At 60.0% G+C, this 24,091-nt stretch carries 23 protein-coding genes; 11 read left to right on the top strand and 12 right to left on the bottom strand.

Going from position 1 to position 24,091, the window contains the following annotated elements:
* Positions 1-166 precede the first annotated feature (166 nt).
* Together PSAKL28_RS16705 and PSAKL28_RS16700 are read right to left on the bottom strand one after the other, a co-directional pair.
* Positions 167-1,765 (bottom strand): BCCT family transporter, encoded by a 1,599-nt coding sequence (locus PSAKL28_RS16705; protein WP_051939447.1) that lies wholly within the window; start codon positions 1,763-1,765, stop codon positions 167-169.
* A 196-nt stretch (positions 1,766-1,961) separates the two neighbouring features.
* Positions 1,962-3,053: a tartrate dehydrogenase gene (locus PSAKL28_RS16700; RefSeq protein ID WP_038612630.1), complete on the bottom strand. Its 1,092-nt coding sequence runs from the start codon at positions 3,051-3,053 to the stop codon at positions 1,962-1,964.
* 98 nt (positions 3,054-3,151) lie between these two features.
* Here PSAKL28_RS16700 and PSAKL28_RS16695 point away from each other — a divergent pair, with 98 nt between their 5' ends.
* Complete coding sequence (locus PSAKL28_RS16695) at positions 3,152-4,069, top strand: LysR substrate-binding domain-containing protein (protein WP_038612628.1); 918 nt, start codon at positions 3,152-3,154, stop codon at positions 4,067-4,069.
* Between the two features lie 94 nt (positions 4,070-4,163).
* Here the strand turns inward: PSAKL28_RS16695 and PSAKL28_RS16690 are convergent, their stop codons facing one another.
* Positions 4,164-4,727 (bottom strand): nucleotidyltransferase family protein, encoded by a 564-nt coding sequence (locus tag PSAKL28_RS16690; RefSeq protein WP_038612625.1) that lies wholly within the window; start codon positions 4,725-4,727, stop codon positions 4,164-4,166.
* Between the two features lie 30 nt (positions 4,728-4,757).
* Positions 4,758-5,405 carry a TetR/AcrR family transcriptional regulator gene (locus PSAKL28_RS16685; protein ID WP_075226560.1) on the bottom strand — a complete coding sequence of 216 codons (648 nt, stop codon included), beginning with the start codon at positions 5,403-5,405 and terminating at the stop codon, positions 4,758-4,760.
* Between the two features lie 141 nt (positions 5,406-5,546).
* Here PSAKL28_RS16685 and PSAKL28_RS16680 point away from each other — a divergent pair, with 141 nt between their 5' ends.
* Positions 5,547-7,481: an amidohydrolase gene (locus PSAKL28_RS16680; RefSeq protein WP_038612619.1), complete on the top strand. Its 1,935-nt coding sequence runs from the start codon at positions 5,547-5,549 to the stop codon at positions 7,479-7,481.
* Positions 7,482-7,628: 147 nt separating this feature from the next.
* Here PSAKL28_RS16680 and PSAKL28_RS16675 read toward each other — a convergent pair whose 3' ends face one another.
* From PSAKL28_RS16675 to PSAKL28_RS16665, 3 genes are all read right to left on the bottom strand, one after another.
* Positions 7,629-8,108: a VOC family protein gene (locus tag PSAKL28_RS16675; RefSeq protein WP_038612617.1), complete on the bottom strand. Its 480-nt coding sequence runs from the start codon at positions 8,106-8,108 to the stop codon at positions 7,629-7,631.
* A gap of 78 nt (positions 8,109-8,186) precedes the next feature.
* Positions 8,187-8,939, bottom strand: coding sequence for a carbonic anhydrase (locus PSAKL28_RS16670; protein ID WP_038612615.1), 753 nt, complete (start codon positions 8,937-8,939; stop codon positions 8,187-8,189).
* 106 nt (positions 8,940-9,045) lie between these two features.
* The gene (locus tag PSAKL28_RS16665) at positions 9,046-10,017 is read right to left on the bottom strand and encodes a DMT family transporter (protein ID WP_038612613.1); all 972 of its coding nucleotides are present in this window, start codon (positions 10,015-10,017) and stop codon (positions 9,046-9,048) included.
* A gap of 105 nt (positions 10,018-10,122) precedes the next feature.
* On the opposite strand from PSAKL28_RS16665, the gene PSAKL28_RS16660 reads away from it, so the two are divergent.
* The gene (locus tag PSAKL28_RS16660) at positions 10,123-11,004 is read left to right on the top strand and encodes a LysR family transcriptional regulator (protein ID WP_038612611.1); all 882 of its coding nucleotides are present in this window, start codon (positions 10,123-10,125) and stop codon (positions 11,002-11,004) included.
* Between the two features lie 43 nt (positions 11,005-11,047).
* Here the strand turns inward: PSAKL28_RS16660 and PSAKL28_RS16655 are convergent, their stop codons facing one another.
* Both PSAKL28_RS16655 and PSAKL28_RS16635 read right to left on the bottom strand, forming a co-directional pair.
* Positions 11,048-11,392 carry a DUF6124 family protein gene (locus PSAKL28_RS16655; protein WP_051939445.1) on the bottom strand — a complete coding sequence of 115 codons (345 nt, stop codon included), beginning with the start codon at positions 11,390-11,392 and terminating at the stop codon, positions 11,048-11,050.
* Between the two features lie 1,048 nt (positions 11,393-12,440).
* On the bottom strand, positions 12,441-13,154 hold the full coding sequence (locus PSAKL28_RS16635) for a DUF4225 domain-containing protein (RefSeq protein ID WP_038612601.1): 714 nt from the start codon (positions 13,152-13,154) through the stop codon (positions 12,441-12,443).
* A gap of 276 nt (positions 13,155-13,430) precedes the next feature.
* On the opposite strand from PSAKL28_RS16635, the gene PSAKL28_RS16630 reads away from it, so the two are divergent.
* Positions 13,431-13,928: an Hcp family type VI secretion system effector gene (locus PSAKL28_RS16630; RefSeq protein WP_038612597.1), complete on the top strand. Its 498-nt coding sequence runs from the start codon at positions 13,431-13,433 to the stop codon at positions 13,926-13,928.
* Positions 13,929-14,038: 110 nt separating this feature from the next.
* Positions 14,039-14,377, top strand: a complete 339-nt coding sequence (locus PSAKL28_RS16625; protein WP_038612594.1) for a hypothetical protein — start codon at positions 14,039-14,041, stop codon at positions 14,375-14,377.
* 48 nt (positions 14,378-14,425) lie between these two features.
* Here PSAKL28_RS16625 and PSAKL28_RS16620 read toward each other — a convergent pair whose 3' ends face one another.
* On the bottom strand, positions 14,426-16,165 hold the full coding sequence (locus PSAKL28_RS16620) for a dipeptidase (protein ID WP_038612591.1): 1,740 nt from the start codon (positions 16,163-16,165) through the stop codon (positions 14,426-14,428).
* 269 nt (positions 16,166-16,434) lie between these two features.
* Here PSAKL28_RS16620 and PSAKL28_RS16615 point away from each other — a divergent pair, with 269 nt between their 5' ends.
* Entirely contained in the window at positions 16,435-16,788 is a 354-nt protein-coding gene (locus PSAKL28_RS16615; RefSeq protein ID WP_038612588.1) for a DUF1428 domain-containing protein, read from the top strand.
* Between the two features lie 76 nt (positions 16,789-16,864).
* Here the strand turns inward: PSAKL28_RS16615 and PSAKL28_RS16610 are convergent, their stop codons facing one another.
* Entirely contained in the window at positions 16,865-18,490 is a 1,626-nt protein-coding gene (locus tag PSAKL28_RS16610; RefSeq protein WP_038612585.1) for a methyl-accepting chemotaxis protein, read from the bottom strand.
* A 139-nt stretch (positions 18,491-18,629) separates the two neighbouring features.
* Entirely contained in the window at positions 18,630-19,541 is a 912-nt protein-coding gene (locus PSAKL28_RS16605) for an AraC family transcriptional regulator (RefSeq protein ID WP_038612582.1), read from the bottom strand.
* 105 nt (positions 19,542-19,646) lie between these two features.
* On the opposite strand from PSAKL28_RS16605, the gene PSAKL28_RS16600 reads away from it, so the two are divergent.
* The 5 genes from PSAKL28_RS16600 to PSAKL28_RS16580 are packed head-to-tail and all read left to right on the top strand — an operon-like array spanning position 19,647 to position 24,081.
* Entirely contained in the window at positions 19,647-20,204 is a 558-nt protein-coding gene (locus PSAKL28_RS16600) for a carboxymuconolactone decarboxylase family protein (RefSeq protein WP_038612579.1), read from the top strand.
* Between the two features lie 50 nt (positions 20,205-20,254).
* Positions 20,255-21,316 (top strand): acyl-CoA dehydrogenase family protein, encoded by a 1,062-nt coding sequence (locus PSAKL28_RS16595; RefSeq protein WP_038612576.1) that lies wholly within the window; start codon positions 20,255-20,257, stop codon positions 21,314-21,316.
* The gene (locus PSAKL28_RS16590) at positions 21,313-22,161 is read left to right on the top strand and encodes an ABC transporter ATP-binding protein (protein WP_038612573.1); all 849 of its coding nucleotides are present in this window, start codon (positions 21,313-21,315) and stop codon (positions 22,159-22,161) included. The genes PSAKL28_RS16595 and PSAKL28_RS16590 overlap by 4 nt, the downstream gene beginning before the upstream one ends.
* Entirely contained in the window at positions 22,127-23,326 is a 1,200-nt protein-coding gene (locus PSAKL28_RS16585; RefSeq protein ID WP_038612570.1) for an ABC transporter substrate-binding protein, read from the top strand. Before PSAKL28_RS16590 ends, PSAKL28_RS16585 begins: the two co-directional genes overlap by 35 nt.
* Positions 23,326-24,081 (top strand): ABC transporter permease, encoded by a 756-nt coding sequence (locus PSAKL28_RS16580; RefSeq protein ID WP_038612567.1) that lies wholly within the window; start codon positions 23,326-23,328, stop codon positions 24,079-24,081. Before PSAKL28_RS16585 ends, PSAKL28_RS16580 begins: the two co-directional genes overlap by 1 nt.
* Positions 24,082-24,091 lie beyond the last annotated feature (10 nt).

Genomic DNA, 24,091 nt, shown 5'->3' with positions numbered 1-24,091 from the left:
TCGGGTCTCTCAAGCTCGGTTATTTTAGTTATCAGTTAACGCATATCTATCAGTTAACAAGTCAGGCAAAAAAATTTGGCTGCTGTGTGGGAGCGGGCTTGCCCCGCGATTGCGGTGTGTCAGCCACCATCCATCGCGGGGCAAGGCCCGCTCCCACAGGGGTTGTTTAGTGCACGGCAGCAGCGCTGCGCGGGGCCTGGTGTTGCGGTTCCTCACCCGCCATGCGCGCCGCCTCTTCTTCAATGCGGTAGGCCGGTACCTGGCCGTAGTCTTCGATCATCCATTTGAAGAAACCGTAGATCTTCACCAGCAGGATCACCATGAACGGGATCGCAGTCAGCACCACAGCGGTTTTCATGGTCGACAGCGAGGCTTTGGCGAACAGCATGGCCAGCGGCACCAGGGTCAGCACCACACACCAGAACAGGCGATGGGTTGGCGTCGGGTCGTCGCCTTCACGCAGGTTGCGGGTGCTGGTGGCCGCCACCGCGTAGGCTGCAGCGTCCATGTGCGAGGCGCAGAAGATCGCCATGATGAACAGGTAGACGCCAAGGAATACCTGACCCCACGGCAGGGCCAGCAACAGGTGGGTCACCGCCGATTCGCCGCCTTGTTCGCTGAGCATTTTCGGCACGTCCACGGCACCGGTAATGAACTGGTGCATGCTGTAACTTTCCAGCGCGCCGAAGAAGAACCAGCACCCGAAGCTGCCACCGAGCAGCAGGGCCATGACCACTTCCTTGATCTGCCGGCCACGCGAAACGCGGGTCACGAACATCGCCACGCCCGGAGCGTAAGACACCCACCAGAGCCAGTAGAACACCGTCCAGTTGCGGGTGAAGGCACCGTCGCCGGCCGGGTCGGTGAACAGGCTCATGTGCACGTAGTTCTGGATCATCAGGCCAATCGAGTTGGCGGTGTTGTTGATCGTGAACTGGGTCGGGCCGACCAGCAGCACCACACCGGCAAACACCAGGGCGCCGATGCAGACCATCTTGCTCAGGCGCTGCAGACCGCCATCGATACCGATGTAGGAGCTGAGCGAGAACATCACCGCCACGGCGCCGATCACCATCAATTGCACGGTGAAGGTGTCCGGGGTGCCGGTCAGGTCATGCAGGCCACGGGTCAGGGTCGAGGCGGTGAGGGCCAGCGACACGGTCAGGGCGCCCATCATGGTCAGCAGGAAGATCAGGTCGACGGTACGGCCAACCGGGCCGGTGGCCTTGAAGCCGGTGACCGCTTCGACGATCGAGGCCAGGTTCAGGCCGCTCTTCTTGCGCACATGGAAGTGATAGGCCATGGCCAGCGAAGCCAGGGCGTAGATCGACCAGGCGCTGACGCCCCAGTGGAAGAACGAGTAGCTGACGCTGTATTCGAGGGCTTTAGGGGTAGCGGCAGCGATGTTAAGGCCAGGGGTCTGGTAGTAGTAGGCCCACTCCATGACGCCCCAGTAGAGGGTCGAGGAACCCATACCGGCGCAGATGAACATGAACACCCAGGTCGCGGTGGCGTACTCGGGTTTGCCACTGCCCAGGCGGATATTGCCGTATTTGCTGAAGGCCAGGTAAAGCACGGCCAGGGAGCTACCGAACACCAACACCTGAACGCTGGTGCCGAAGGTCCGGGTGGACAGTTCGAACAACTGGTTGGCCGCGCTTTCAGCTTCGCCGGGGAAGGCTGCAAGGCCTATCACGGTGAGCAGCACGGCAATCAAACTCACGGTGATCAGGAACACATCAATCTTTTTATTTTTGTGCGACATCATCGTCTCCTGGACGTTGGCGTACTTATCTATACCCGGCAGGCATTCCGGGGTGTTGCGGTAACGCTCCTTCCTTGGTTGTTAACTGAAGGTTAACGTGAATCTTTGGGTTAACAGATTCTGCATGCAATCTGTGCCGCTCGCAAGAGGAAAAGGGCCGTCTTGTCCGACAATTCAGACAATCGGCCCCGTCCCATCAACCTTCGATCAGTGCGGTGATCGCCCGGCCCACTTCCTGGGTGGACTTCTGCCCGCCCATGTCGCGGGTGGTGTCACCGGCAGCAATGACCTGCTCGATGGCCTTGAGGATGTCGTCGTGGGCGGCGCGGTAGCGTGGGTCGGCACCGTCGTTGCCGAGGAACTCGAGCATCAGCGCGCCGGACCAGATCATCGCGATCGGGTTGGCGATGTTCTTGCCGAAGATATCCGGGGCCGAGCCGTGCACCGGCTCGAACAGCGACGGGAACTTGCGCTCGGGGTTGAGGTTGGCCGATGGCGCGATACCGATGGTGCCGGCGCAGGCCGGGCCGAGGTCGGAGAGGATGTCGCCGAACAGGTTCGAGGCTACGACTACGTCAAAGCGGTCCGGCTGCAGCACGAAACGGGCGCAGAGAATATCAATGTGCTGCTTGTCCCAGCTGATTTCCGGATAATTGGCAGCCATGGCGGCGGTGCGCTCGTCCCAGTAAGGCATGCTCACGGCCATGCCGTTGGACTTGGTCGCCGAGGTGACGTGCTTGCGCTCGCGGGTCTGGGCCACGTCGAAGGCGTACTTGAGGATGCGGTCGACACCACGGCGGGTGAACACCGATTCCTGCAGGACGAACTCGTTTTCGGTGCCTTCGAACATGCGTCCGCCCAGGGACGAGTATTCGCCTTCGGTGTTCTCGCGGATTACCACGAAGTCGATGTCGCCCGGCTCGCGGCCGGCCAGCGGGCAGGGCACGCCAGGGAACAGGCGTACCGGGCGAATGTTGACGTACTGGTCGAAGTCGCGGCGGAACTTGAGCAGCGAGCCCCACAGCGAGATGTGGTCCGGGACCTTGTCCGGCCAGCCGACCGCACCGAAGTACAGGGCGTCGAAGTCCTTCAGTTGTTCGAACCAGTCATCCGGCATCATCTTGCCGTGGGCCAGGTAGTAATCGCAGCTGGCCCACTCGAAGAATTCGAAGCTGATGTCCAGACCATGCTTGCGCGCAGCGGCCTCGACCACGCGGATACCTTCGGGGAGAACTTCGATGCCGATGCCGTCACCAGGGATGGCGGCGATTCTGAAAGTCTTGCTCATGGGGGCGCACTCGTTGTCTAGGGAACAGGTGCGGACCATGCTATAAGGGCTTCATTCAGAGATAATCTCGCCATTCATAGATTCTTAGAACACGAAACGTGAATAATCTTCCGAGCCTCGACGACCTCAATATCTTCCTTCAGGTGGCCAAACGCGCCAGCTTTGCCGCCGTGGCCGACGAACTGGGGATGTCCGCCGCGTTCATCAGCAAACGCATACGTGTGCTCGAGCAGACCCTTGAGGTGCGCCTGCTGCATCGCACCACCCGGCGGGTGACCGTGAGCGAGGAGGGCGAGCGGGTTTACCAATGGGCGCAGCAGATCTTCGATGCGGTGCAGCGCATGGGTGACGACATCAGCGCCCAGCACCGCGAGCCTACAGGTCAGCTGCGCATTGCCAGCAGCCTGGGCCTGGGGCGGCGCTTTGTGGCGCCGGCCTTGTCGGAGCTGGCCGAGCGTTATCCGCGTCTGGACGTTCGTCTGGATGTTCATGATCGCCTGGTCGACCTGATCGAAGAGGGCGTCGACCTGGATATCCGGGTCGGCAACACGATTTCGCCCAATCTGATTGCCAAGCCGCTGGCCAAGAACCGCCGGGTGCTGTGCGCCTCACCGGCCTATCTGGCGCGGCGTGGAACGCCGAAAGTGCTGGCTGAGCTGGGCAGCCATGATTGTCTGGTGATCAAAGAACGCGACCATCCTTTCGGCATCTGGCAACTGGAAGGGCCCAATGGCGAGGAAAGCGTGCGGGTGACCGGCAGCCTGTCGAGCAACCATGGCGAAGTGGCGCACCAGTGGTGTCTGGATGGGCGCGGGATCTTGCTACGTTCGTGGTGGGATGTGCATGACAGCCTGGCAGACGGGCGCTTGGTTCAGGTGTTGGGCGACTATCATCAGCCGGCGGATATCTGGGCGGTGTACACCTCGCCCTTGGCCAGCTCGGCCAAGGTGCGGGTGGCGGTGGAGTTTTTCCGCCAGTACTTTGCCGAACGCTATAGCCTGCCGGAACTAGGCTAAGCGGATTTGTGGCCGGTGGAAGCGGGCTTGCCCCGCGATAGGATGTGACTGACAGATCGCAATCGCGGGGCAAGCCCGCTCCCACCCACCAGGGTCAGCATGGAGTGATTATCTTCAGCCACGGCCAGCGCGCCTGGTAGCTTTTTGCCTTTTGCTCGAACAGATCAGGCTGTGCATTGTTCGGATTGATCCGTAGCAGCCCGTGTTCAATGTCGGTCAGGCCGTAGGGTGCATAGAGCTCACCGTTCCCGACATCCAGCCCGATACAGGTACCGGCAATCAGGTAACGATCAACTCCGTCTCGGGCTGACATCAGCTGAGGATACGGCCTGCCGAAGCGCTCGCCGTACCAGAGATGAACGCGCGCCTGATTCTTCACCTCGACATTCACCCCAAGGTCCTGAAACAGCTGTTGAGCGGCCTTGATGACCTCGTTCTCGGCCGCCCAGGACAGGTCATCGTCGAAGTAAAAAACGTCGTAGTCCTTGATGCCCCACGCCGTTGGCTGGTTCGCCTGATGATTCCAGACCGCCTGGAAAAGACAGCCGGCCGTCAGCATGCACTGACTCAGGCCCAACGCTGGCAAACGTGCAGCAAGCTCGGCGTTTATAGGGTTGGTCATGGCGATGCTGACCAAACTGTCGACAGTCAATGTCATGTGTCGCTCCCTGGATTCGTCGGTGCTGGCTTAATCTGCCAGACCCTGTTCAAACTCGGCACTGTCCCGGCATTTAACCGCCGACAACAGCAGGCGATGCTGCCACTTTTTATGCGCACGCCACATCAGCCCACGCGCTTCGCCTTGCTCGATGCTGCCTTGCTTGACCACATCCCAGGTCCGGTACAAATACCTGGCCAGTTCGGTGATGTCCTTCTGCGGCCAGCAGCAGCCGTGCTTTCTGAGCAGCACCACCATGTTGTCGATCTGCAGTGTCTCGTGCGCTTGCTCCAGGCCATGTAACGCCGGAATGACATCCATGGCCTGCCAGAGTGCGCCATAGCCGGAAAACTGCTGCTCGATCCCGTCGATCATGTCATCGAGCGCGTCCCAGATTTCAACCAGGCCCAGATCGCTCTGATAAATCGCCTGTTGCCGCCGGCGTATTTCCTCCAGCCACTGCTCGGCCAGGCGATAGACGATGGCTTCCTTGTTCGGGAAAAAGCGGTACAGCGACTTGATGTCAATGTCGCAGCGTTCGGCGATGGCGTTGGTATTGAGCAGGCCAATACCGCCTTCCTTGAGCAGTGCCAGCGTCGCCTGTTCAATCTTCTGGATGATCGCCAGGGTGCGTTGCTGGCGCGGCTCGCGGCGCATCTTCAAATCTAGCGAAGTCATCGAACGCACAGCCTTATTGTTAGTAGGCGCGCATTTCACATTGTCTTGTCCAACCGAGTCAAATCTCACTGATTGACGCCAATGGGCAACGCTGGTAGAAGTGCAAATTACAGTAATTACTGTAATTTAATCGGAGACGGTATGCGCTTAAAACAAAAACAACACTTAACGCTTTGCTCCATCGCCTTGCTCGCCGGGATCAGCGGCTGCAGCCAGACGCCTGTGCCAGTTGTCGGCAGCAACACGGTGTACCTCAACGGCGAGATTTACACGCAGGATGGCCAGCACCGCAAGGTCGAAGCGATCGCCGTTGCCAACGACAGGTTCGTCTATACCGGCAACCGGGAGGGCGCGGAATCCTTCATCAAGCAAGGTTTTCAGGTGGTCGATCTGGGCGGCAAGATGGTTTTGCCAGGCCTGCACGACAACCATATCCATGTGCTGGGCACCGTCGCCCTGGATGTCTGCGACCTTGAAGGCAAGGCAGTAAACCTCGATCAGCTGGCCAGCAAGGTGAAGGAATGCCTGCCGCGCTACGCCAGCGAGCCCGGTGCCTGGCTGAAGATCGATCAGTGGGTTCCCTATGAGGGCAATGAACCGACGGCCAACTACAAAACCATCCGCCAGGCCCTCGATGCGGCCGCCGATGGCCATCCGATCATCTTGTCCGGGGTCGATGGCCATGCCAGCGCCTACAACTCCAAAGCCTTGAGCATGGCCGAGGATGAACAGGGCAACAGCGTTGGCTTCACTGCCAAAACCCTGGCCAAGGGTGGTGTGTTCGCCGAGCTGGCGCCCTACGTCAGCCTGGACACCGGCGTAGTGCGCGACGCGGCCAAAGAGAAAATTCCGGTCGGAAACTTCGACATGTTTGCGCAAAAGCCCGGCGATCCACGCGGCGAAAAGGTCTATGGCGAGATCTTGCCGGAGGTGGCCAAGGTCATGGCGCAAAGCGGCATCACCAGCATTCAGGATGCTTGCAGCAATGACTTCATCCGCGAACAGTTGGTGAAGATGCAGAAGCAGGATCTGCTGAACATGCGGGTCACCGCCGCCACCTGCTTCATTGACGACGATTACAAGGGCAAGGTGGACATTGCCGGGCACCTGAAAAAAGCGCAGGAGGTGCGTGCTGCGTTCGCGGACAATCCGTTGATCAAGGCCGATGCGGTGAAGATATTTGCCGACGGTGTGCTCGAAGGGGATTCCTTCAGCACGCCGCCGTTCTCACCCAATGCCGGAATGCTGCACAACTATCAGACCCCCCACCTCAAGCTCAACGCCGACACCGGGGTTGTCACCGTTACCAAGGACAGCGAAGACTCGAAGAAAAACGGCATCGTCAATTACAAGGCTGAAGACTTCAAGAACTACGCCAGCGCCCTCGATGCCGATGGCTTCAGCATTCACGTCCACAGTGTTGGCGACCGCGCCACGCGTGTCGCGGTAGATGCCCTGGAAGCTGCCCGTCAGCGTAATGGCAACAAACACATCCCGCATACCATTGCCCATCTGCAGGTCATCCACCCGGACGATCAACGCCGCCTTGGCGAGCTCGGGGTGTACCTCACCTACACTTACGCCTGGATCAACCAGCAGCCCGACTATGACGTGCTGATCACACCGTTCCTGGAAAAAAGCAAAAAGGGTCAGGACATCAACGACCTGCTTTATAACAAAAACAGTTACACCTGGAACGCCATCTACCCGGTGCAAAGCTCTGCCAAAACCGGCGCAGTACTGGTCGCCGGCAGTGACGCGCCGGTCGACTCACGCGACCCGCGTCCTTTCATGAACATCGCCGCCGGCATTACCCGCGCCATACCTGGTGAGCCGGCCTACAATGCAGAGCAGTCGGCGACGCTGGAACAGATGCTCGATGCCTACACCATCAACGGTGCCCGCGCGGTTCGGCAGGACCAACTGATCGGCTCGATCGAGCCGGGCAAGTCGGCTGACTTCATCGTTCTCGACCGCAACCTGTTCGACTTGGTTGAGCAAGGAAAACCCGAACAAATCGCCGACACCAAAGTGCTGCAGACGGTCTTCCGCGGAAAGACGGTGTACAGCCAGTAGTCACTCATCAGCCACGATGCCACACCATCGGTGGGAGCGGGCTTGCCCCGCGATTGCGATTTTTCAGTCACATCGCATCGCGGGGCAAGCCCGCTCCCACCGGGGATAGTGCCGTGGCCGCTATCCAACCACAGTCGCCCCACAGATTCAGCCTTTGAGCGCCGCTTCAATCCCGGCAATGTCGATCTTGCCCATTTCCATCATCGCTTCGAATGCACGCTTGGCTGCTGCCCGATCAGGGTTGCTAATTGCCGCCGTCAGGATGCGAGGCGTGATCTGCCACGAAAGCCCCCATTTGTCCTTGCACCAGCCACAGGCACTTTCCTCGCCGCCATTGCCGACAATCGCGTTCCACAGGCGATCCGTTTCGGCCTGGTCATCCGTGGCAACCTGGAACGAAAACGCCTCGCTGTGCTGGAACATCGGACCGCCGTTGAGCCCCAGGCAGGGGATGCCCATCACCGTGAACTCCACCGTCAGCACATCGCCTTTTTTGCCCGAAGGGTAGTCGCCAGGCGCGTGATGAACGGCCACCACGGTGCTGTCCGGAAAGGTCTTGGCGTAGAACGTCGCAGCGTCCAGCGCCGTGCCGTCAAACCACAGGCAAATCGTATTCTTGCTGGTCATCTTGGGTCTCCGAAACCGGGACTGGGGACAAACAATGTAGACGCACGGTCAGCCGGGCTTCCTTGCCCGCGTCCGGGGTCAGGCAATCAGCTCGACTTTGCCGGTGGCCAGGCGATAGACGCCGCCGACGATTTTCAACTTGCCCTTGTCGAGCGCATCGGTGATCAAGGGCGTGGCGCCCTTAAGGCTCTGGACCGAGTCTTTGACATTTTGCGCCGTGGCATTTTCCATCAAGTTGCCGGGTTGTTTGAGGACCTTCTCGATAGAGGGCTTGAGTGCCTCCGTCAGTTTCGGAATGTGCCCGGGGAACACGGTGGAATCTTTCAGCGCTTTGATTCCGGCATCGATCGCGCCACAGCTTTCATGGCCGAGTACCAGGATCAACGGTGTGCCGAGTACGGCGACGGCGTACTCAAGGCTGGCCAGGCCTTCGCCGGTGACGAAGTTGCCGGCCACGCGAATCGCAAAAAGGTCACCGCGTGCGGTGTCGAACGCGTATTCGGGGGCGATCCGCGAGTCGGAACAACTGAGCACCGCCACGAACGGGTTCTGGCCGGACACCAAGGCTTCGCGCTCGTCCTTGAAATCGTGTGTGTCCGAGTTTCCGCTGACATAGCGTTCATTGCCTGCAATCAGCCGTTGTAGCGCCTGGTCGGGGTTGATTGCGTTTTGCGGTTTGGGGGGCGCAGCCGTTTTTTCGGCCGCCGTGACAAACCTGCCAGGCAGCGCACCGGACAGCAGCAGGGCACCTGCTCCAAGTCCGGCAATGCGAAGAAAACGACGACGATCAGTTGTGTTTGAAGAAGAAGTTGAATCACATGACTTACACATGACGGTGTGTACTCAGATCAACTCGGTGGCAGTAACTACTGTTGGGGAACGGGTGCATTCAGGAAATTTCAGCACCCGAACCTTGCAGTCTAGTTGATCTGCCCACCTATGTTTTTTGCGCCGCCGTGCTGGCCTGTCCAGACACTTGCGTCTCGCCTTTGGCCCGCACCGGCTTGAGCCGCGACACCCCGAACAACACCAAGGCCAGCCCGATGATCTGGTACAGCGAGACTTCTTCGCTGAGCACAGCCCATGACGCCAGCACCGTCAGCACCGGCCCGAGATTACCGACCGCGGCGGTATGGGTGGCGCCCATGCGCTGAATCGCCAGCGCCACCCAATAGATCGGCAACACCGTGGAAACCAGAGCCATCAACGCCGCGTACACCCATACCGCAGAGGGCAGCTGCCAGAGCAGGTGGGTATCGGCCGTCAGCAGATAGTGCGCCAGCACCATCAACGACGACGCACTGCCCGCAAGCCCGGCCAGGCGCATGGAACTCATGCGCTTGAGCATCATGCCGGTGCCTGAGTAATACAGCGCGTAGGTCACCGCACTGGCAAACACCCATGCCGCGCCGAGCATCACCTGGCCGCCCATTCCGTTGGCGCTGACGTCGTGCACGAAGGCGATGCCCAGGCCCAGGTAGCACAAACCCATCGCCGCCAGGGTGCGCAGGGTAGGGCGTTCGCGCAGGGCGATGGCCTGGAACACCAGCACCAGGGTCGGGTAAGTGAACAGAATCAGCCGCTCAAGCCCGGCACTGATGTACTGCAGCCCGTAGAAATCGAACAGGCTCGCCAGGTAATAACCGAACAGTCCCAGCAGCATCACCCGTACACCATCGGCAAGGGTCATGGGCGCATTGGCCGGGCCGCGGCTGGCCCACACCAGCCAGGCAAACAGTGGCAACGACAAACCCATGCGCATCGCCAGCAGCGTGATTGCATCCACCTGACTGGCCGCATAAGACAGCTTGACGAAAATCGCCTTGAGGCTGAAACCGAGTGCCGACAGCACTGCAAACAGGCTGCCGTTTTCGACGCAACGCTGGCAAAACCCACGTAATTTATTCATCAGCAGCCCGACAGAGGAGAAGGTACAGGCGTTATTCTAAAGTGAAGGCAAGCAGCGCAGAATCGCATTTTCCAGAACGAAGCCTTCGCCAAAAGAGAACCCCAAGTGCACTTTGATCTCTCTGATTTGCGCCTGCTGAGCGCCATTGCCGCCTCCGGCAGTCTGAGCAAGGCCGCTGCCAGCATCCCGGTTGCTATCTCGGCCGCCAGCACCCGCCTGCGCCTGTTCGAGGAGCGTTGCGGCATCACCGTATTCACCCGTACGGCCGGTGGCATGCAACTGACACCGACCGGTCGGCTGGTGCTGGAGGCTGCCAGCAGCGTACTTGGCGAAGCGCAAAAGCTGCAGGACACCTTAAAGGAGCTCGCCGGCCAACGCCGCATCACCCTGCGCCTGGCCGCCACCACCGTGACCACCAGCAGCCTGTTGCCCGCGGTGCTTGGCTCGTTTCTGGCCGACTACCCGGAAGTCGATCTGCAACTGACCGAGTACCGCAGCGCTGATGTCATGCGTGCCGTGCTCACTGGCGAGTGTGAAATCGGCGTATATGACGGCAGCGTTATCAGCGATGGGGTGCTGTCGTTGCCGTTTCGCAGCGAGCGGCTGGTGATGCTGGTGCCGAACGGGCACCCATTGGCAGAACGTGAACAGACGCGTCTGCGCGATGCCCTGGGGTACCCCTTCATCGGTATGCCGGCCGAGCGGGCCATGCAACGCTTTGTCGAAGAGCGGGCGATGAAACTGGCCATGCCCCTGCAGATCCGCGTACGCGCGCCCAGCTTTGAAGCCATCGCCCAACTGGTGGCTCAGCGTGCCGGGATTGCCATGCTGCCGGAGACCACGGCTCGGCGTATGGAGCAAGAACTACCGGTGCGTGTGGTGCTGCTTGAAGAGGGCTGGGCGACGCTTGAACTGCGGCTGTGCATCAAGGGGTGGGAGTCGCTCAGTACCCATGGTCGTCAGTTGGTCAGCTTTCTGTCGCAGTAGCCTGGGCGGTGGGCCGCATCGGCGGCCCTGAAGCAACCTGCGATTAAGACTTCACCGAGGCTTGCTCCGCCTGCTGGGTACGGCGCAGTACTGCCGCCGTTGCCGAGCGTGCTTCGACTTCATCCAGTAGTGCTTCCACCAGCGCCAGGCTCATCTCCAGCGATTGCTCCGTAGCCCAAAGCAAGCCGCGCACTTCTTCGTTGACCATGTCACAGGCGTGGGCGTTGGTCTGGTAGGCGCTTTTGAGCAGGACGGAGGCGTGGACCAGGGCGTCTTCGGAAGAAACACCGGCACGGACGGCGAAGAGCGGATCGTGGCTGCCGTTGCAGGAGCCGAAGGTGGTGCTGGTTTGCGTGGTGGGTGGGGGATCGGGGACTATTTTTGTCATTGTGGAGCTCCTTGATTGGTGGAGCCGCCACGAACCGTGACCAAACGATGGGTGGCGACTGTACGCAGGTTGGTCAACCGGGAATCAAGGAACCCGGCGCGCACGAAGGCGCCCCGCGCACAGCCGCCATAACACGAAACAGCAGACACAAAAAAAGCGCCAGCTGAATCGGATGGGGCGCTTGTGCGCCTTGATTTCTCGCAGGTGACCAAACCTGGTCGCTGGATTTACAGCGACGTAGAGGAGGGTAACGGGGTTGGGGGTGGGATTCAAGCGTTGGAGCAGGGCAGCCAAACGATGTTACAGATTGACTACGGGGTTGGCTGGATTTGGCAGGCTTTGCCTTGCATCGCAGGCAAAGCCAGCTCCTACCGTCTCTTCACAAACGCGGGCTGAAACCTATGCTTTGGTTCGGACCGCCCGCCAATGGAAGAGGACCATAATCATAGAAACTATAGTGATTACGGGGTGGTACTCAAAGGAACTTGGATCGAATTGAAAAAATAGTAAATTCTTGTTTTCTATAGCATCAAGATAAAATGCAATCATCAAGGCGTTATAGATGAAGCTGATAAATATATTCCATGGAACAAATCTTAGTTTGATGGGGTAACGATTCAGTAGCAAGGAAACGGTGGCGCTCAAGAGTACAAAGAAAGCAAATTCGATGATGTTCATTTATTGTGTTCGCCATAGAGATGGCCTGCGGTTATTCTATGTAGAGCCACGTTGACCACCGGTGCACATCTCCCCATAAAAATTACTACACATGTTTATCCTTCAGGTCGGAACGCCCAGCAATGAAAAATAACCATTGCTGCAGAGGTGAACAGGATTGCTAAATAGTAATCAGTTCTGCTTGGGTCAATTTCAAGCAGGATTGGTTTCCGTTGTTTGATGATGTCAAGATAAGCTATGCCCATGAAGACGTTATAGGCTAGGCTAATGATTATCCTAGGTCCTGTCATGGGTATTTTGTTAAGGCCGTAGTTTAGGATTTTGACGCTGCAAATACTGAATAGCACAAGTAAAATAAAATCGGTTTCAGTCATTTTTTGCGCTCGGCATTAAGTTGTTGTGCTGACTGTGCATCTAGCAAAAGCTCCATGGCTAGCGCCTTTTTACTCATTTGTTTGTACGCTCGCTCATGATCGGTTTTAATATAACGGTAGAGCCGCCATGCGTCAGGCTTCAACGCTTGACGTAGCAAACCAGCGCCAGACATAGCAAGATCCCCCGTCAAGTACGCCATATTGCCTTCAGTTTCACTGTAGCCAAGCTGTTTTGCGACGCCCTGATAAGCTTTGCGCACCGGTCCTTCAACATCGCGGCTCCTTTCGTAAAGATTTCTTGCATTTTCATAGATATTATTACCGCCATGTATTATTAGCGGCGCTCCGAGGGGGGCGCACAGAGTCCCTACTGAGCCATAGCAAATACCGGCCCCAGACGCGACTTGAACGGTCCCTCCGATCAAACCCAGTGTTTGGGTGACAATGCGATGCGACTCACTGAGCAAACTCTGCTGCTCCGCCTTTAACTCCCGCAGTCCCTCCTGTGGACTCAGCCGCCGCTCTTCCACATCCCGAACCACCCGTCGCGCGAAATAAGCAAGTTCACGATTGAACTGCATGCGCGTTTGGTCATCCTGCAGATGCCGCGCACTGATCGTGCAGGCGAAACCGGTAAACTGCGCCGCGGCATGGCTGACTTCCCAGAAGTCATTCATGCTCAGTTTCGACTTGTTGCTCGGCTTCGCCATCACGCATTCCTTCTTGAGAATTGGTGGGCGAAGGGCTGTTCCTGGAACTTGCGGTTGAGCGACGCGAAGTAGTTATAGGCCATGCTGCGTACTCCCTGTAGGCGGACCACGCAGGCTACGAGTTTTTTTGCCAAAGGTATGTCGGACGTTTCTGAAAATCAGCCATCCTGGATTCGCTGTTTGTAACAACTTGGAAACACTTTTCGGAAACGCCTGACATACCCGGCTCGTACTTAAGTAATAGTCTGCGTGCTTTACTTACAAGGAGTACGTACTTTGGCTCATCACGGCTATCTCTCAATCACTGGCAAGAAACAAGGACTGATCTCCGCTGGCTGTTCCGGCCTGGACTCTATTGCCAACAAGTGTCAATCCGCACACCGTGACGAAATCATGGTGCTTTCTTTCGCCCACAACCTTTCCAATCTCGACAACACCCAACATGCGATTCATCACCCGCTGATCATTATCAAGTACATCGACAAGGCGACCCCTTTGTTAGCGCAAGCGGTGGCCAGTCGTGAGGTTGTTGACTGCACGCTGAACTTTTATCGCCTGAGCCTGAGCGGTCATCAGGAAAAATACTTCACCATCAAGATCTGGGATGGGCTGATCGTTGACCAACGGCTGGAGATGCCCCATTCGGTGCTTCTGAACGACCAGGAAGCCCAGGAGCACCTTGCTATCCGCTACAGAGACATAAGCTGGTCCCACCATACCGCCGCCACTTCTGGACATGCCTCTTGGGGCGTAACCCCATGGGATGGGCAGTGACAACAACACAGAGCGCCGGTCCAAACCGAGAAAATCAGGAACGATTCAACCTGCACCGAGGTCAACACCTTCAGTAGTGATCAAAACGGTCTACATCATGAGGATCTGCCATGAGTACCCTGACGATCGAAGGCTGGTGCAAACGCAACGGCGAGCAAAAATCCACTCCGGTCGGAGACATACACTTCGACATTCTGGGCCCTAACCATACCAGGCTGGAGCAGGCCGAAGAGCGCCTGCAGAACAGCCACGAGCCTGAAGCCATGGTTGATGTCGATATGGCCGCGTTGAACCTGGTCATACCAGAGGGTTATGGCCCACTGGCCGACTGCAAGTTACGCGTTTATCTGGATGAGGATCAACGCGGTCAGTTCCATCTGGTTGGACACCGGGCCAGTGATGGCAGCCTGATCTATAGCAATGCAGTGTTGATCGCTCAATTGAGCTAACACGCACGCCGCCAAGGGGCCCGCCTCAATGACGGGTCCGCATGCGCCTCAAAGCTTCGGCATCTGCCCGATACGGCCCATCATCTCGGTCACGATCTGCAGGTCGAGCATGAACTGTTCAACAGTCTTGAACTCGTTGTCATTGTGGCCGGTGTATTTGACGTCAGGCATGGCCAGGCCGAACTGCACACCATTAGGCAATTCATGCACCGACGTGGCGCCTGCGGAGGTGCCGAACTTTTTCTCCATGCCCAGGTTTTCACTGGCCACCGCCAGCAGTGCCTTGACCCATTCACCCTCGGGGTTGCGGTACATCGGCTCGGCGATCGAAGTGTCGAAGGCCACGGTTACCTTGGACTGCTTGCTCCAGGCCGCGAGCTTGTCGCTGAGTTCACGCTTGAGCACCTCAGGCGACTTGCCGACCGGCACGCGCAGGTTGACCGCGAGTTTGAAGGCCTTGTCATCCATGCCGACGTAGGTCAGTGAGGTGGTCAGCGGCCCCATGAAGGCGTCGGAGAAGCCAACCCCCAGTTTTCCGCCCAGGTAGTCCAGCCCCCAGTTGTCGGCGGCGTAGCGGGCCGCGTCGGTGATCTGGTTGTGTTTGAGCGCTACCTTGCCGTCGAGGCTGTGGATGAAGTCGAGCATCCGGGCCACCGGGTTGACGCCGGATTCGGGCTCGGAGGAGTGGGCGGAAACGCCGGTGACGGTCAGTTGCACGTCTTTGCCGACGACCTTGGCGGTCACGCCGAAATTGCCGCCATTTTGCTTGGCGTAGTCCGCACCGGCTTTCTGCAGACTGGCGGCCAGTTCTGCGGGCTTGTCGGTGACGAGCGTGGCGACCGAGGTCGAGGGAATCTGGTTGGTCGCCAGGCCGCCGGTCATCGAAGTGATTTCAGCGCCTTCGCCTTCTGCGCTACGGCGAGGAAAGCTGGCCATGACTGTGCCGTAGCCTTTCTCGGCAATCACCACCGGGTAGCCGCCATCGAGCGCCAGGTTGTAGTTGGGGATCGGGTTGTGTTCGAAGTAGTAGGGGATGGCGTCGCCAGTGGTCTCTTCGGTGGTGTCCACCAGCAGCTTGAAGTTGCGCGCCAGCGGCAGCTGCTCTTCCTTGATGATCTTCATCGCATAGAGCGCTACGACGATGCCGTTCTTGTCATCCTCGGTACCGCGGCCATACATGCGGTCGCCGATCAGGGTGACTTTGAACGGGTCGAGTTTGGTGCCGTCCTGCAGTACCCAGTTTTCCGGGGTCACCGGGACCACATCGGCATGCGCATGGATGCCCACCACTTCGTCGCCGCTGCCTTCGAGGGCGATCTCGTAGACACGGTTGTCGATGTTGCGAAAGTTCAGGTTGAAGGCCTGGGCAAGGGCTTTGATATTGTCGGCGATCTTGATGAATTCGGGGTTCTCGTGCTGGGCAACGCCATCGACGCGCATGGTCGGGATTGCCACCAGTTCGCGCAGGGTTTCGGTGGCTGCGCTGCCGTATTTGACCCGCGCATAAAGGCCGAGCAGGCGATGGATTTCGTTCTGCTGTTCAGCGCTGAGGGTCTTGTTGTCGAGGAAGGCGCTGATGGTCGCACCGAGGTTGTCGGTTTTGCCCACATCGCTTTTGGCCAGGCTGCCAAGGAACTGCCTGAAGTCCTTCACCGAAGCGTCGTTGAAGGTCTTGAGGATGGCTGCGCTCTGTTGCGGGGTGATGTTGGCGTGTGCTTGGCTGGTGAACGACGCGAGGCTGGCCAGCATCAGGGTAGTGGCAGCCAGGTGCTTGAGTGAGAAGTCCATTGCTGGAGGCATTCCTTTGCAGATAGTGAGTAGGAGGTGTCTGCTTCAAGAAGCAGGCATTTCTGCAAACTAACATCAGCAGGAATCACTAGAGGAGCCCCTGAAGTGCGAACTGTCGCACAGAAACGCAAAAGCGACGCAGAAACGAAAAAGCACTTGAGTCTGACCGCTCGTCGGTGAGCGTTTCGGGCTGTCGAATCACCCGGCAGTCAATCGACTACTGCACAGATCAACCTGATCGATTCAATCCCTGTGCAGGAGTCAAGGTCATGTCTTATGTCGATGGTTTTGTGCTTGCCGTGCCTACCGCCAACCGCGAGAAGTTCAAGCAGCATGCCGAGGAAGCGGCGGTGGTGTTCAAGGCGTGTGGCGCCCAGCGCGTTATCGAGTGCTGGGGCGATGATGTGCCTGAAGGCAAGGTGACTTCGTTTCCGATGGCGGTGAAATGCAAGCCGGACGAAACCGTAGTGTTTTCCTGGATTCTCTGGCCTTCACGCGAGGTGCGTGATGCCGGGATGAAGAAGATGATGGAAGACCCGCGCTTGCAGCCTGACAAGAATCCCATGCCTTTTGACGGGCAGCGGTTGATCTTTGGCGGGTTCAATATTCTGGTGGATGTGTAGGCGGTTTTATCGCGGGGCAAGCCCGCTCCCACTGGGATTGTATGATCCGGTGGGAGCGGGCTTGCCCCGCGATCGCTCACACCCTGAACCGCGCCACCAACGCCGTCAGCTCCGCAGCCAACCCCGACAACGCCTGGCTGGCCTCCCGCGTCTGCTGCGCTCCGGTCGCCGAGCGCGACGACAGTTCACGAATGTTCAGCAGGTTACGGTCCACTTCACGGGCCACTTGCGCCTGCTCTTCGGCCGCACTGGCGATCACCAGGTTGCGTTCGTTGATCTGGCCGATAGCGCTGTAGATCCCCTCAAGCACCTGACCTGACGCCTGGGTGATGCCCAAGGTCGACTGCGCACGCTGGGTGCTGGCCTGCATCGAAGCCACCGCTGCCTCGGTGCCATGCTGCACCCCGGCAATCATTTGCTCGATTTCCTGGGTCGATTGCTGGGTACGGTAGGCGAGGGTGCGTACTTCATCCGCAACCACGGCAAAACCACGACCGGCTTCCCCGGCGCGCGCCGCTTCGATGGCGGCATTGAGCGCCAGCAGGTTGGTTTGCTCAGACACCGAGCGGATCACATCCAGCACCTGGCCGATGTCACGAATCTGCCCGGCCAGCTGCTGCAAGCGCTCACTGCTGGTCTGCACTTCGCTGGCCATGGCGCGGGTGCCCTCAAGGTTGTCGCTGACCTGCTGACGGCTTTGCTCGGCCAGCTGGTTGGAGGCGTTGGCCGCTTGTGAGGTGGTGACGGCATTGCGCGCGACTTCTTCCACGGCGGTGGTCATTTCAGTCACAGCGGTGGCGGCCTGTTCCAGTTCCTGGTCTTGCTGGCGCAGGCTGTTGGTGCTCTGTTCGGTGATGTTCTCCAGCACCTGGGCGGCCTGGGCCACTTGCGTGGCGTAGCCGGTGAACTGACTCAGGGTGGCGCGCTGGCTTTGTTGCATATGGGCAAGATTGGCGAATAGCTCGCCGATCTCGTCGCGGCGGGTGACTTGTACGGTCACACTCAAGTCATCCTGGGCAAAACGCTGAAAGTGCTGGCAGGCTTCGAGCAGCGGGCGCAACACGCGGCGGGCGATAAAGCCCCAGCACAGCACGGCGAGCAGCAGGGTGACCACGACCAGTGCCAGGCTCAGCAACTTGGCAGCGCTCAAGCGGCGCTCGGATTCAAGCATGATCTGCTGGCTGCGCTCGCTCAAGGCCGCCACCAACTGTTGGCGCAGGGCCTGCATGCGGGCCATGGCGTTACCGGCCTCGGTGTTGACGATGAAGTAGCGTTGCAGGTCGTTCTGCCGGGTCGCCTCGCGTTGCCCAGCGACGGCCTCGGCGTATTTGCCGAAGGTGTTTTGCAGGTCGACGGCGAGGGCTTTGAGTGCCGGGTCCTGGGCATTACTGACCAATTCGTCGAGCAGGCTGCGGCTGTTGTCGATCAGCTGTGCGGACAGCGCCATGCGTTTGTTGGCGCTGTCGTGGTGGCCGCCACTCTGTTCGACAAAGCCGGAGGAGACGTTGGCGCTGGCGCGGATCGCCATCAACAGGGCGTTGTTCAAGCGGTCCGACTGGCGCGCGGTGAGGTCCAGTTCAGTGATCTGCTGATCGCTACCCACCGCCGCGCGCCAGGCGCTGACGGTGGAGAACAGCAGGGTCAGGCTGAACAGCGACAGCACCCAGAACATTCCGGTGCGAATTTTCAGGTCGGCGAACATGCTGGCAGTACTCCTTTTAATTGTTATCAGCACCACGCTGTACCGAGCAATCGGCGGTGGGTGGTCTGCTATCGGAGTCTGCCCGGATGGACTTGAGGGCTGGAATTCGCTTGTGTTCGATTACCGCCCGCAGTTTGCCTCAGCGGCCCTCATGCTGGCGTCGGTAGGCACCCGGCTGCACGCCCATGGCTTTGCTGAAGGCGCGGGTGAAGGCAGCGATGGACTGGTAACCGACGGCAGCGCACACCTGTTCGACGGTGTTGTGAGCCTTGAGCAACCGGCAGGCATGACGCATGCGCAGGGCCAGCAGCACTTGCCCGGGGGATTGCCCGGCCAGTTCGCTGAAGCGCTTGAAGAAGGCCGAACGCGACAACCCGGTGCAGGCTGCCATGCTTTCCAGCGGCCAGGGCTGTTCGGGATGCTCGATCAGTTGCTCGACCAGGGCGGAAAATTGTGGGTGGCGGGCCAGCGATACCAGCCCGCCCATGGGCAGGTCTGCCTGCACCTGCTGGCGCAGCACGTAGAGAAACAACAGATGGCTCAGGCGCTCAAGCAAGGCCGAGGAGGGCGCAGGCTGGCGCTGGCACTCGGCGAGGATCAGCTCGAACAGCGCGGTGGCGGCACTCAGGGCCGGGTCGCCAGCACGCAGGATCAGCCAGTCGGGCAGGCCTTCGATGATCAGCGACGACAGGCCCGGCTGGAAATGAAAGAACCCGCACACCAGGCCGACGCCCTCACTGGCGTTATGGTCCAGCGCCAGCATGGCCATGCGCGGTTGCTGGCGGGCCAGTTCGCAGTCGGCGGTGCCAGACAACCGGTACTCAAGGTCACGCAGCAGGAACACTGCATCACCCGCTTCCAGGGCAATGGCCTGGGGCTGGCCAGCTATGTGCAGCCAGCAATGGCCCTGCACCACCAGGTGAAAACTGGCCCGTGCCAGGCCCTGGGTGCTGGCGTGCCAGCCACCGCAATAACGCCCGACATGGAACAGGCTGGCGTCTAGCTCAAGGCTTTCTAATAACCAATCGACAAGTGGGCTGGAGGAAATCATCTAATGGAAAGACTCAGAAGCAAGTAATAACGACTCTAGAATATGGAAGGTATTTCTTATAACCAACAGACTTGTGCGACACCCTAGTATGCAGGAGTCCACTCCATGTCGCGCGTTACTCTACACACGCTGCAAAGCGCCCCTGAAGCCGCTCGTCCTTTCCTGGAAAACGCCCAGAAGAACTCGGGCTTCATTCCCAACCTGCTCGGCGTGCTGGCCAATGCCCCGGCCGCGCTGGAAACCTACGTCACCGTTTCGGCCCTCAACGGCAAGGCCGAGCTGAGCCTGGCCGAGCGCGAAGTGGTGCAGCTGGTGGCCGCCACCAATCATGGCTGCGACTTCTGCGTGGCCGGTCACACCGCCGTGGCGCTGAACAAGGCCAAGCTGCCGCAAGAGGTGGTCGACGCTCTGCGCGCCCGCGGCGAACTGCCGCAGGAAAAGCTTGAAGCCCTGGCCGCTTTCACCCGTGAAGTGATCGCCACCCGTGGCAATGTCAGCGATGCCGGCTACAGCGCTTTGCGTGAAGCCGGCTATGGCGAAGGTCACGCCCTGGAAGTGATTCTCGGTGTGAGCCTCGCCACCCTGTGCAACTTTGCTAATGTGTTCGCCCAGACGCCGCTCAATGACGAGCTGAGCAAGTACCGCTGGCAGCCTTCGGCATAAGAACCCTTGGCGCCGGCGCAGGCTGGCGCTTTTTTAAAGGAGTAAACGCTATGCTCGATCCTGCATTGGTCACCTGGCTGGATGCCGAGGCTGAAGCCCTCGATCTGGGCCACTGCGACCCGCAGGCAGTGTTGGGGCAGTTGGCCGCAGCGCAGGTGTTGCGCGTCGGTATCGACGAAACCCTGGGCGGCAGTGGCGGCACGGTCGCCGACGCGGTGGAAACCGTGGCCAACGTCGCCAGTCATTCCCTGGCTGCTGCCTTCGTATTCTGGGGCCAGCGTGCCTTTATCGAATACCTGCTGCACAGTCCTAATACCGCCTTGCGCGAGCGCTTGTTGCCGAAACTGCTCAGCGGTGAGCTGGCCGGCGCAACCGGGCTGTCCAACGCCATGAAGTACCTGTCCGGCATCGAAGCGCTGCAAGTCAAAGGCCTTGCCGATGCACACGGCTGGACCCTCGACGGACGCCTGTTCTGGGTCACCAACCTGCGCAAGGGTGGTTTTGTCGTGGCGGCAGCAATTGAAGAAGAGGGCGCTTCACCGTTTGTGCTGGCGATCCCGGATAACGCTGCCGGGCTCACCCGCTCGGACGACCTGCAGCTGATGGGGCTGCAATCGAGCAATACCGCGGCGTTGAACTTCGAGCAGGTCGCCCTCAGCCGTGACTGGCTGCTGCACGAGAACGCCAAGCAGTTCCTGCCTGCGGTTCGCCCTTCGTTCCTGGGGCTGCAATGTGGCATGGCCATCGGCCTGGCGCGGCGTTCGCTGGATGAAGTGGAAGGCCACCTGCAAGGTGTGCGTTCGTTCCTCGGCGAAGCGTTGAGCGTGTTGCGCGAACGCCTGGAAAACACCGTCGCCGAATTGAAAAAGGGCCTGCTCGAGGGGCGCTTCCTGACCCAGCCCGCTGCGCTGTTCAAGTTGCGCATCACCTTGGCCGAGACAGCTGCCGATGCCGTGCAGCTGGAATTGCAGGCCAGCGGTGGCAAGGCCTACCTGAGTGCTTATGGCGCAGGCTTCGCGCGGCGCTGGCGCGAGTCGGCATTTGTGCCGATCGTCACGCCAAGCCTGGTGCAGTTGCGCGCCGAGCTGCAACGGCAGGCGTCGACAGCATGACCCAGGTGTTGCTTGAAGCCCGAGGAATCAGCCTTGGCTACCCGCGTGAGCAAGGCTGGCAGAGCGTGCTGGAAGACTTCGACCTGCAACTGGCGCCGGGGGAGGTGATCACCATCCTCGGCCCCAGCGGTGTCGGCAAGTCGAGCCTGTTGCGGGTGCTGGCCGGTCTGCAGCAAGCGCGCAGTGGCAGCGTCAGCCTGCTCGGTGAGCCGCTGCAGGGGCCGCATCCGCGCCTGGCAGTGGCGTTCCAGGACCCTAGCCTGTTGCCCTGGCTGAGCCTGGAAAAGAACGTCGCCTTCGGCCTTGATTTCGCTCGTCAGCCCAAACTTATGGCCAGCGAGCGCCGCGCGCGGATTGACCACGCGATCGAGGCGGTCGGCCTGCAGCACGCTCGCGAGCAGTACCCGGCGCAGCTCTCCGGTGGCATGGCCCAGCGTACCGCGCTGGCCCGCTGCCTGGCGCGTCAGCCGCAGGTGCTGTTGCTCGATGAACCTTTCGGCGCGCTGGATGAAGTGACCCGCGCCGACATGCAGCAGCTGTTGCTGCAGTTGATCTCCCGGCACAACACTGCGGCGGTCCTGATTACCCACGATATCGACGAAGCCCTGCTACTGTCCGATCGCGTGCTGCTACTGGGCAACCACCCGGCGCGCACCCTCGGCCAATGGCACATCGACCTGCCGCAACCACGCGAGCAGCGGGTCGAGGAACTGGGCGCGTTGCGTATCGACATCCTCAAAACCCTTCGGCGGGCCAGCCGCACTCCTGAACCTGATTCTGAACCCTTGCCGCTGCCGTCGGAGACTGCCCATGTGCCTGGACGACTTCACTCACACTCGTCGTGATTTCATCAAACTCAGCGCCTTGCTGACAGCCGGTGGCGCCATGCCGCTGCTGAGCAGTTTGCAGGCGCGTGCTGCCAGCGATCCGGACGCCCCGGTGCGCATCGGCTACCTGCCGATCACCGACGCCACGCCATTGCTGGTGGCCCATAACAATGGCCTGTTCGAAGCCGAAGGCATCAAGGCCGAACGGCCGGTGCTGCTGCGCAGCTGGGCGCAGGTGATCGAGGCGTTCATCTCCGGCCAGGTCAACGTCATTCACTTGCTCTCGCCAATGACCGTCTGGGCGCGCTACGGCAGCAAGGTACCGGCCAAGGTGGTGGCCTGGAACCATGTCGGCGGCTCGGGCCTGACCGTGGCCCCGGGCATCACCGAGGTCAAGCAGTTGGGCGGGCAGAGCGTGGCAATTCCGTTCTGGTATTCGATTCACAACGTGGTGGTGCAGCAGCTGTTCCGCGACCATGGCCTGACGCCGGTCTCGAAGCCGACCACCGCGCAACTGGCCGCCAACGAGGTCAACCTGGTGGTGCTGCCACCGTCGGACATGCCGCCAGCCCTGGCCAGCAAGCGCATCGCCGGCTACATCGTTGCCGAACCGTTCAATGCCCTGGCCGAAGACCTCAAGGTCGGCCGCGTGCAACGCTTTACCGGTGACATCTGGCGCAACCACGCCTGCTGTGTAGTGTTCATGCACGAGCATGATCTCAACAACCGCCCGGAATGGTCGCAAAAGGTGGTCAATGCCATCGTCAAAGCCCAGCTGTGGACCCGCGATCACCGCGCCGAAGCCGCCGCCCTGCTGTCCAAGGCCGGACCTAACCGTTACACCCCGCATACCCCGCAGGTGCTGAGCCAGGTGCTGGCACCGTCTGCCGATGACCGTGCGGCCTACATTGCCAGTGGCGCGATCCAGCATGCGCAGTGGGATGAAAAGCGCATCGACTTCCAGCCGTATCCGTTCCCCAGCTACACCGAGGAACTGGTGCGTCGCTTGCAGAACACCCTGATTGAAGGTGAGAACGGCTTCCTTGCCGGCCTCGACCCGCAGCAGACGGCCCGCGACCTGGTTGATGACCGTTTTGTGCGTAAAAGCATCGAGGCGGTGGGGGGGCTCAAGGCCTTCGGCTTGCCGGACAGTTTCGAGCGTAGCGAGGAGTTTGTGATCTGATGGGTAAGCATGTACTGCATGGCGCCCTGGGGGCTGCCGGCTTGCTCGGGTTGCTACTGCTGTGGTGGTTGGGTGTGCACCTGTTTGGTGAGGCTGATGGTCTGTCGGCACGCTTTTCGCCTGAGGCGACCCTGGCCAGTCTGGTCGAGCTGCTGGGGCAGGCTGAGGTCTACGAGCATGTCTGGGTCAGCCTCAAGCGCATCCTGATCGGCTTGCTGCTGGCGTTGCTGATTGGCGTGCCGCTGGGTTTGCTGGTGGGCAGCTATCGTCACCTGGAATCGGCGACCTCGCCAGCGTTCCAGTTTCTGCGCATGATCTCGCCGCTGTCATGGATGCCGGTGGTGGTGATGCTGATGGGCGTGGGCGACCAGCCGATCTACTTCCTCCTGGCCTTTGCCGCGTTGTGGCCGATTCTGCTCAATACCTCAGCCGGTGTGCGTCAGCTCGACCCACGCTGGCTGCAACTGAGCCGCAGCCTCAGTGCCACCCGTTGGGAGACGCTGTGCAAGGTGATCATCCCCGGGGTGATCGGCCATGTGCTGACCGGTGTACGCCTGGCGATCGGCATCCTGTGGATCGTGCTGGTGCCGTGCGAAATGCTCGGGGTCAGTGCCGGGTTGGGCTACTTCATCCTCGATACCCGTGACCGCCTGGCGTACTCGGAGTTGATGGCCATGGTGCTGTTGATCGGGGTGCTCGGGTTCATGCTCGATGCACTGGCTCGCGGGCTGCATCGGCGCTGGGTGCATGCCTGAGGTTTGATCG

This window comes from Pseudomonas alkylphenolica (genome assembly GCF_000746525.1).
Classification (GTDB): domain Bacteria; phylum Pseudomonadota; class Gammaproteobacteria; order Pseudomonadales; family Pseudomonadaceae; genus Aquipseudomonas; species Aquipseudomonas alkylphenolica.
Note: the sequence above shows the minus strand (reverse complement) of the source record. Positions and strands in the feature narration are given on the sequence as shown.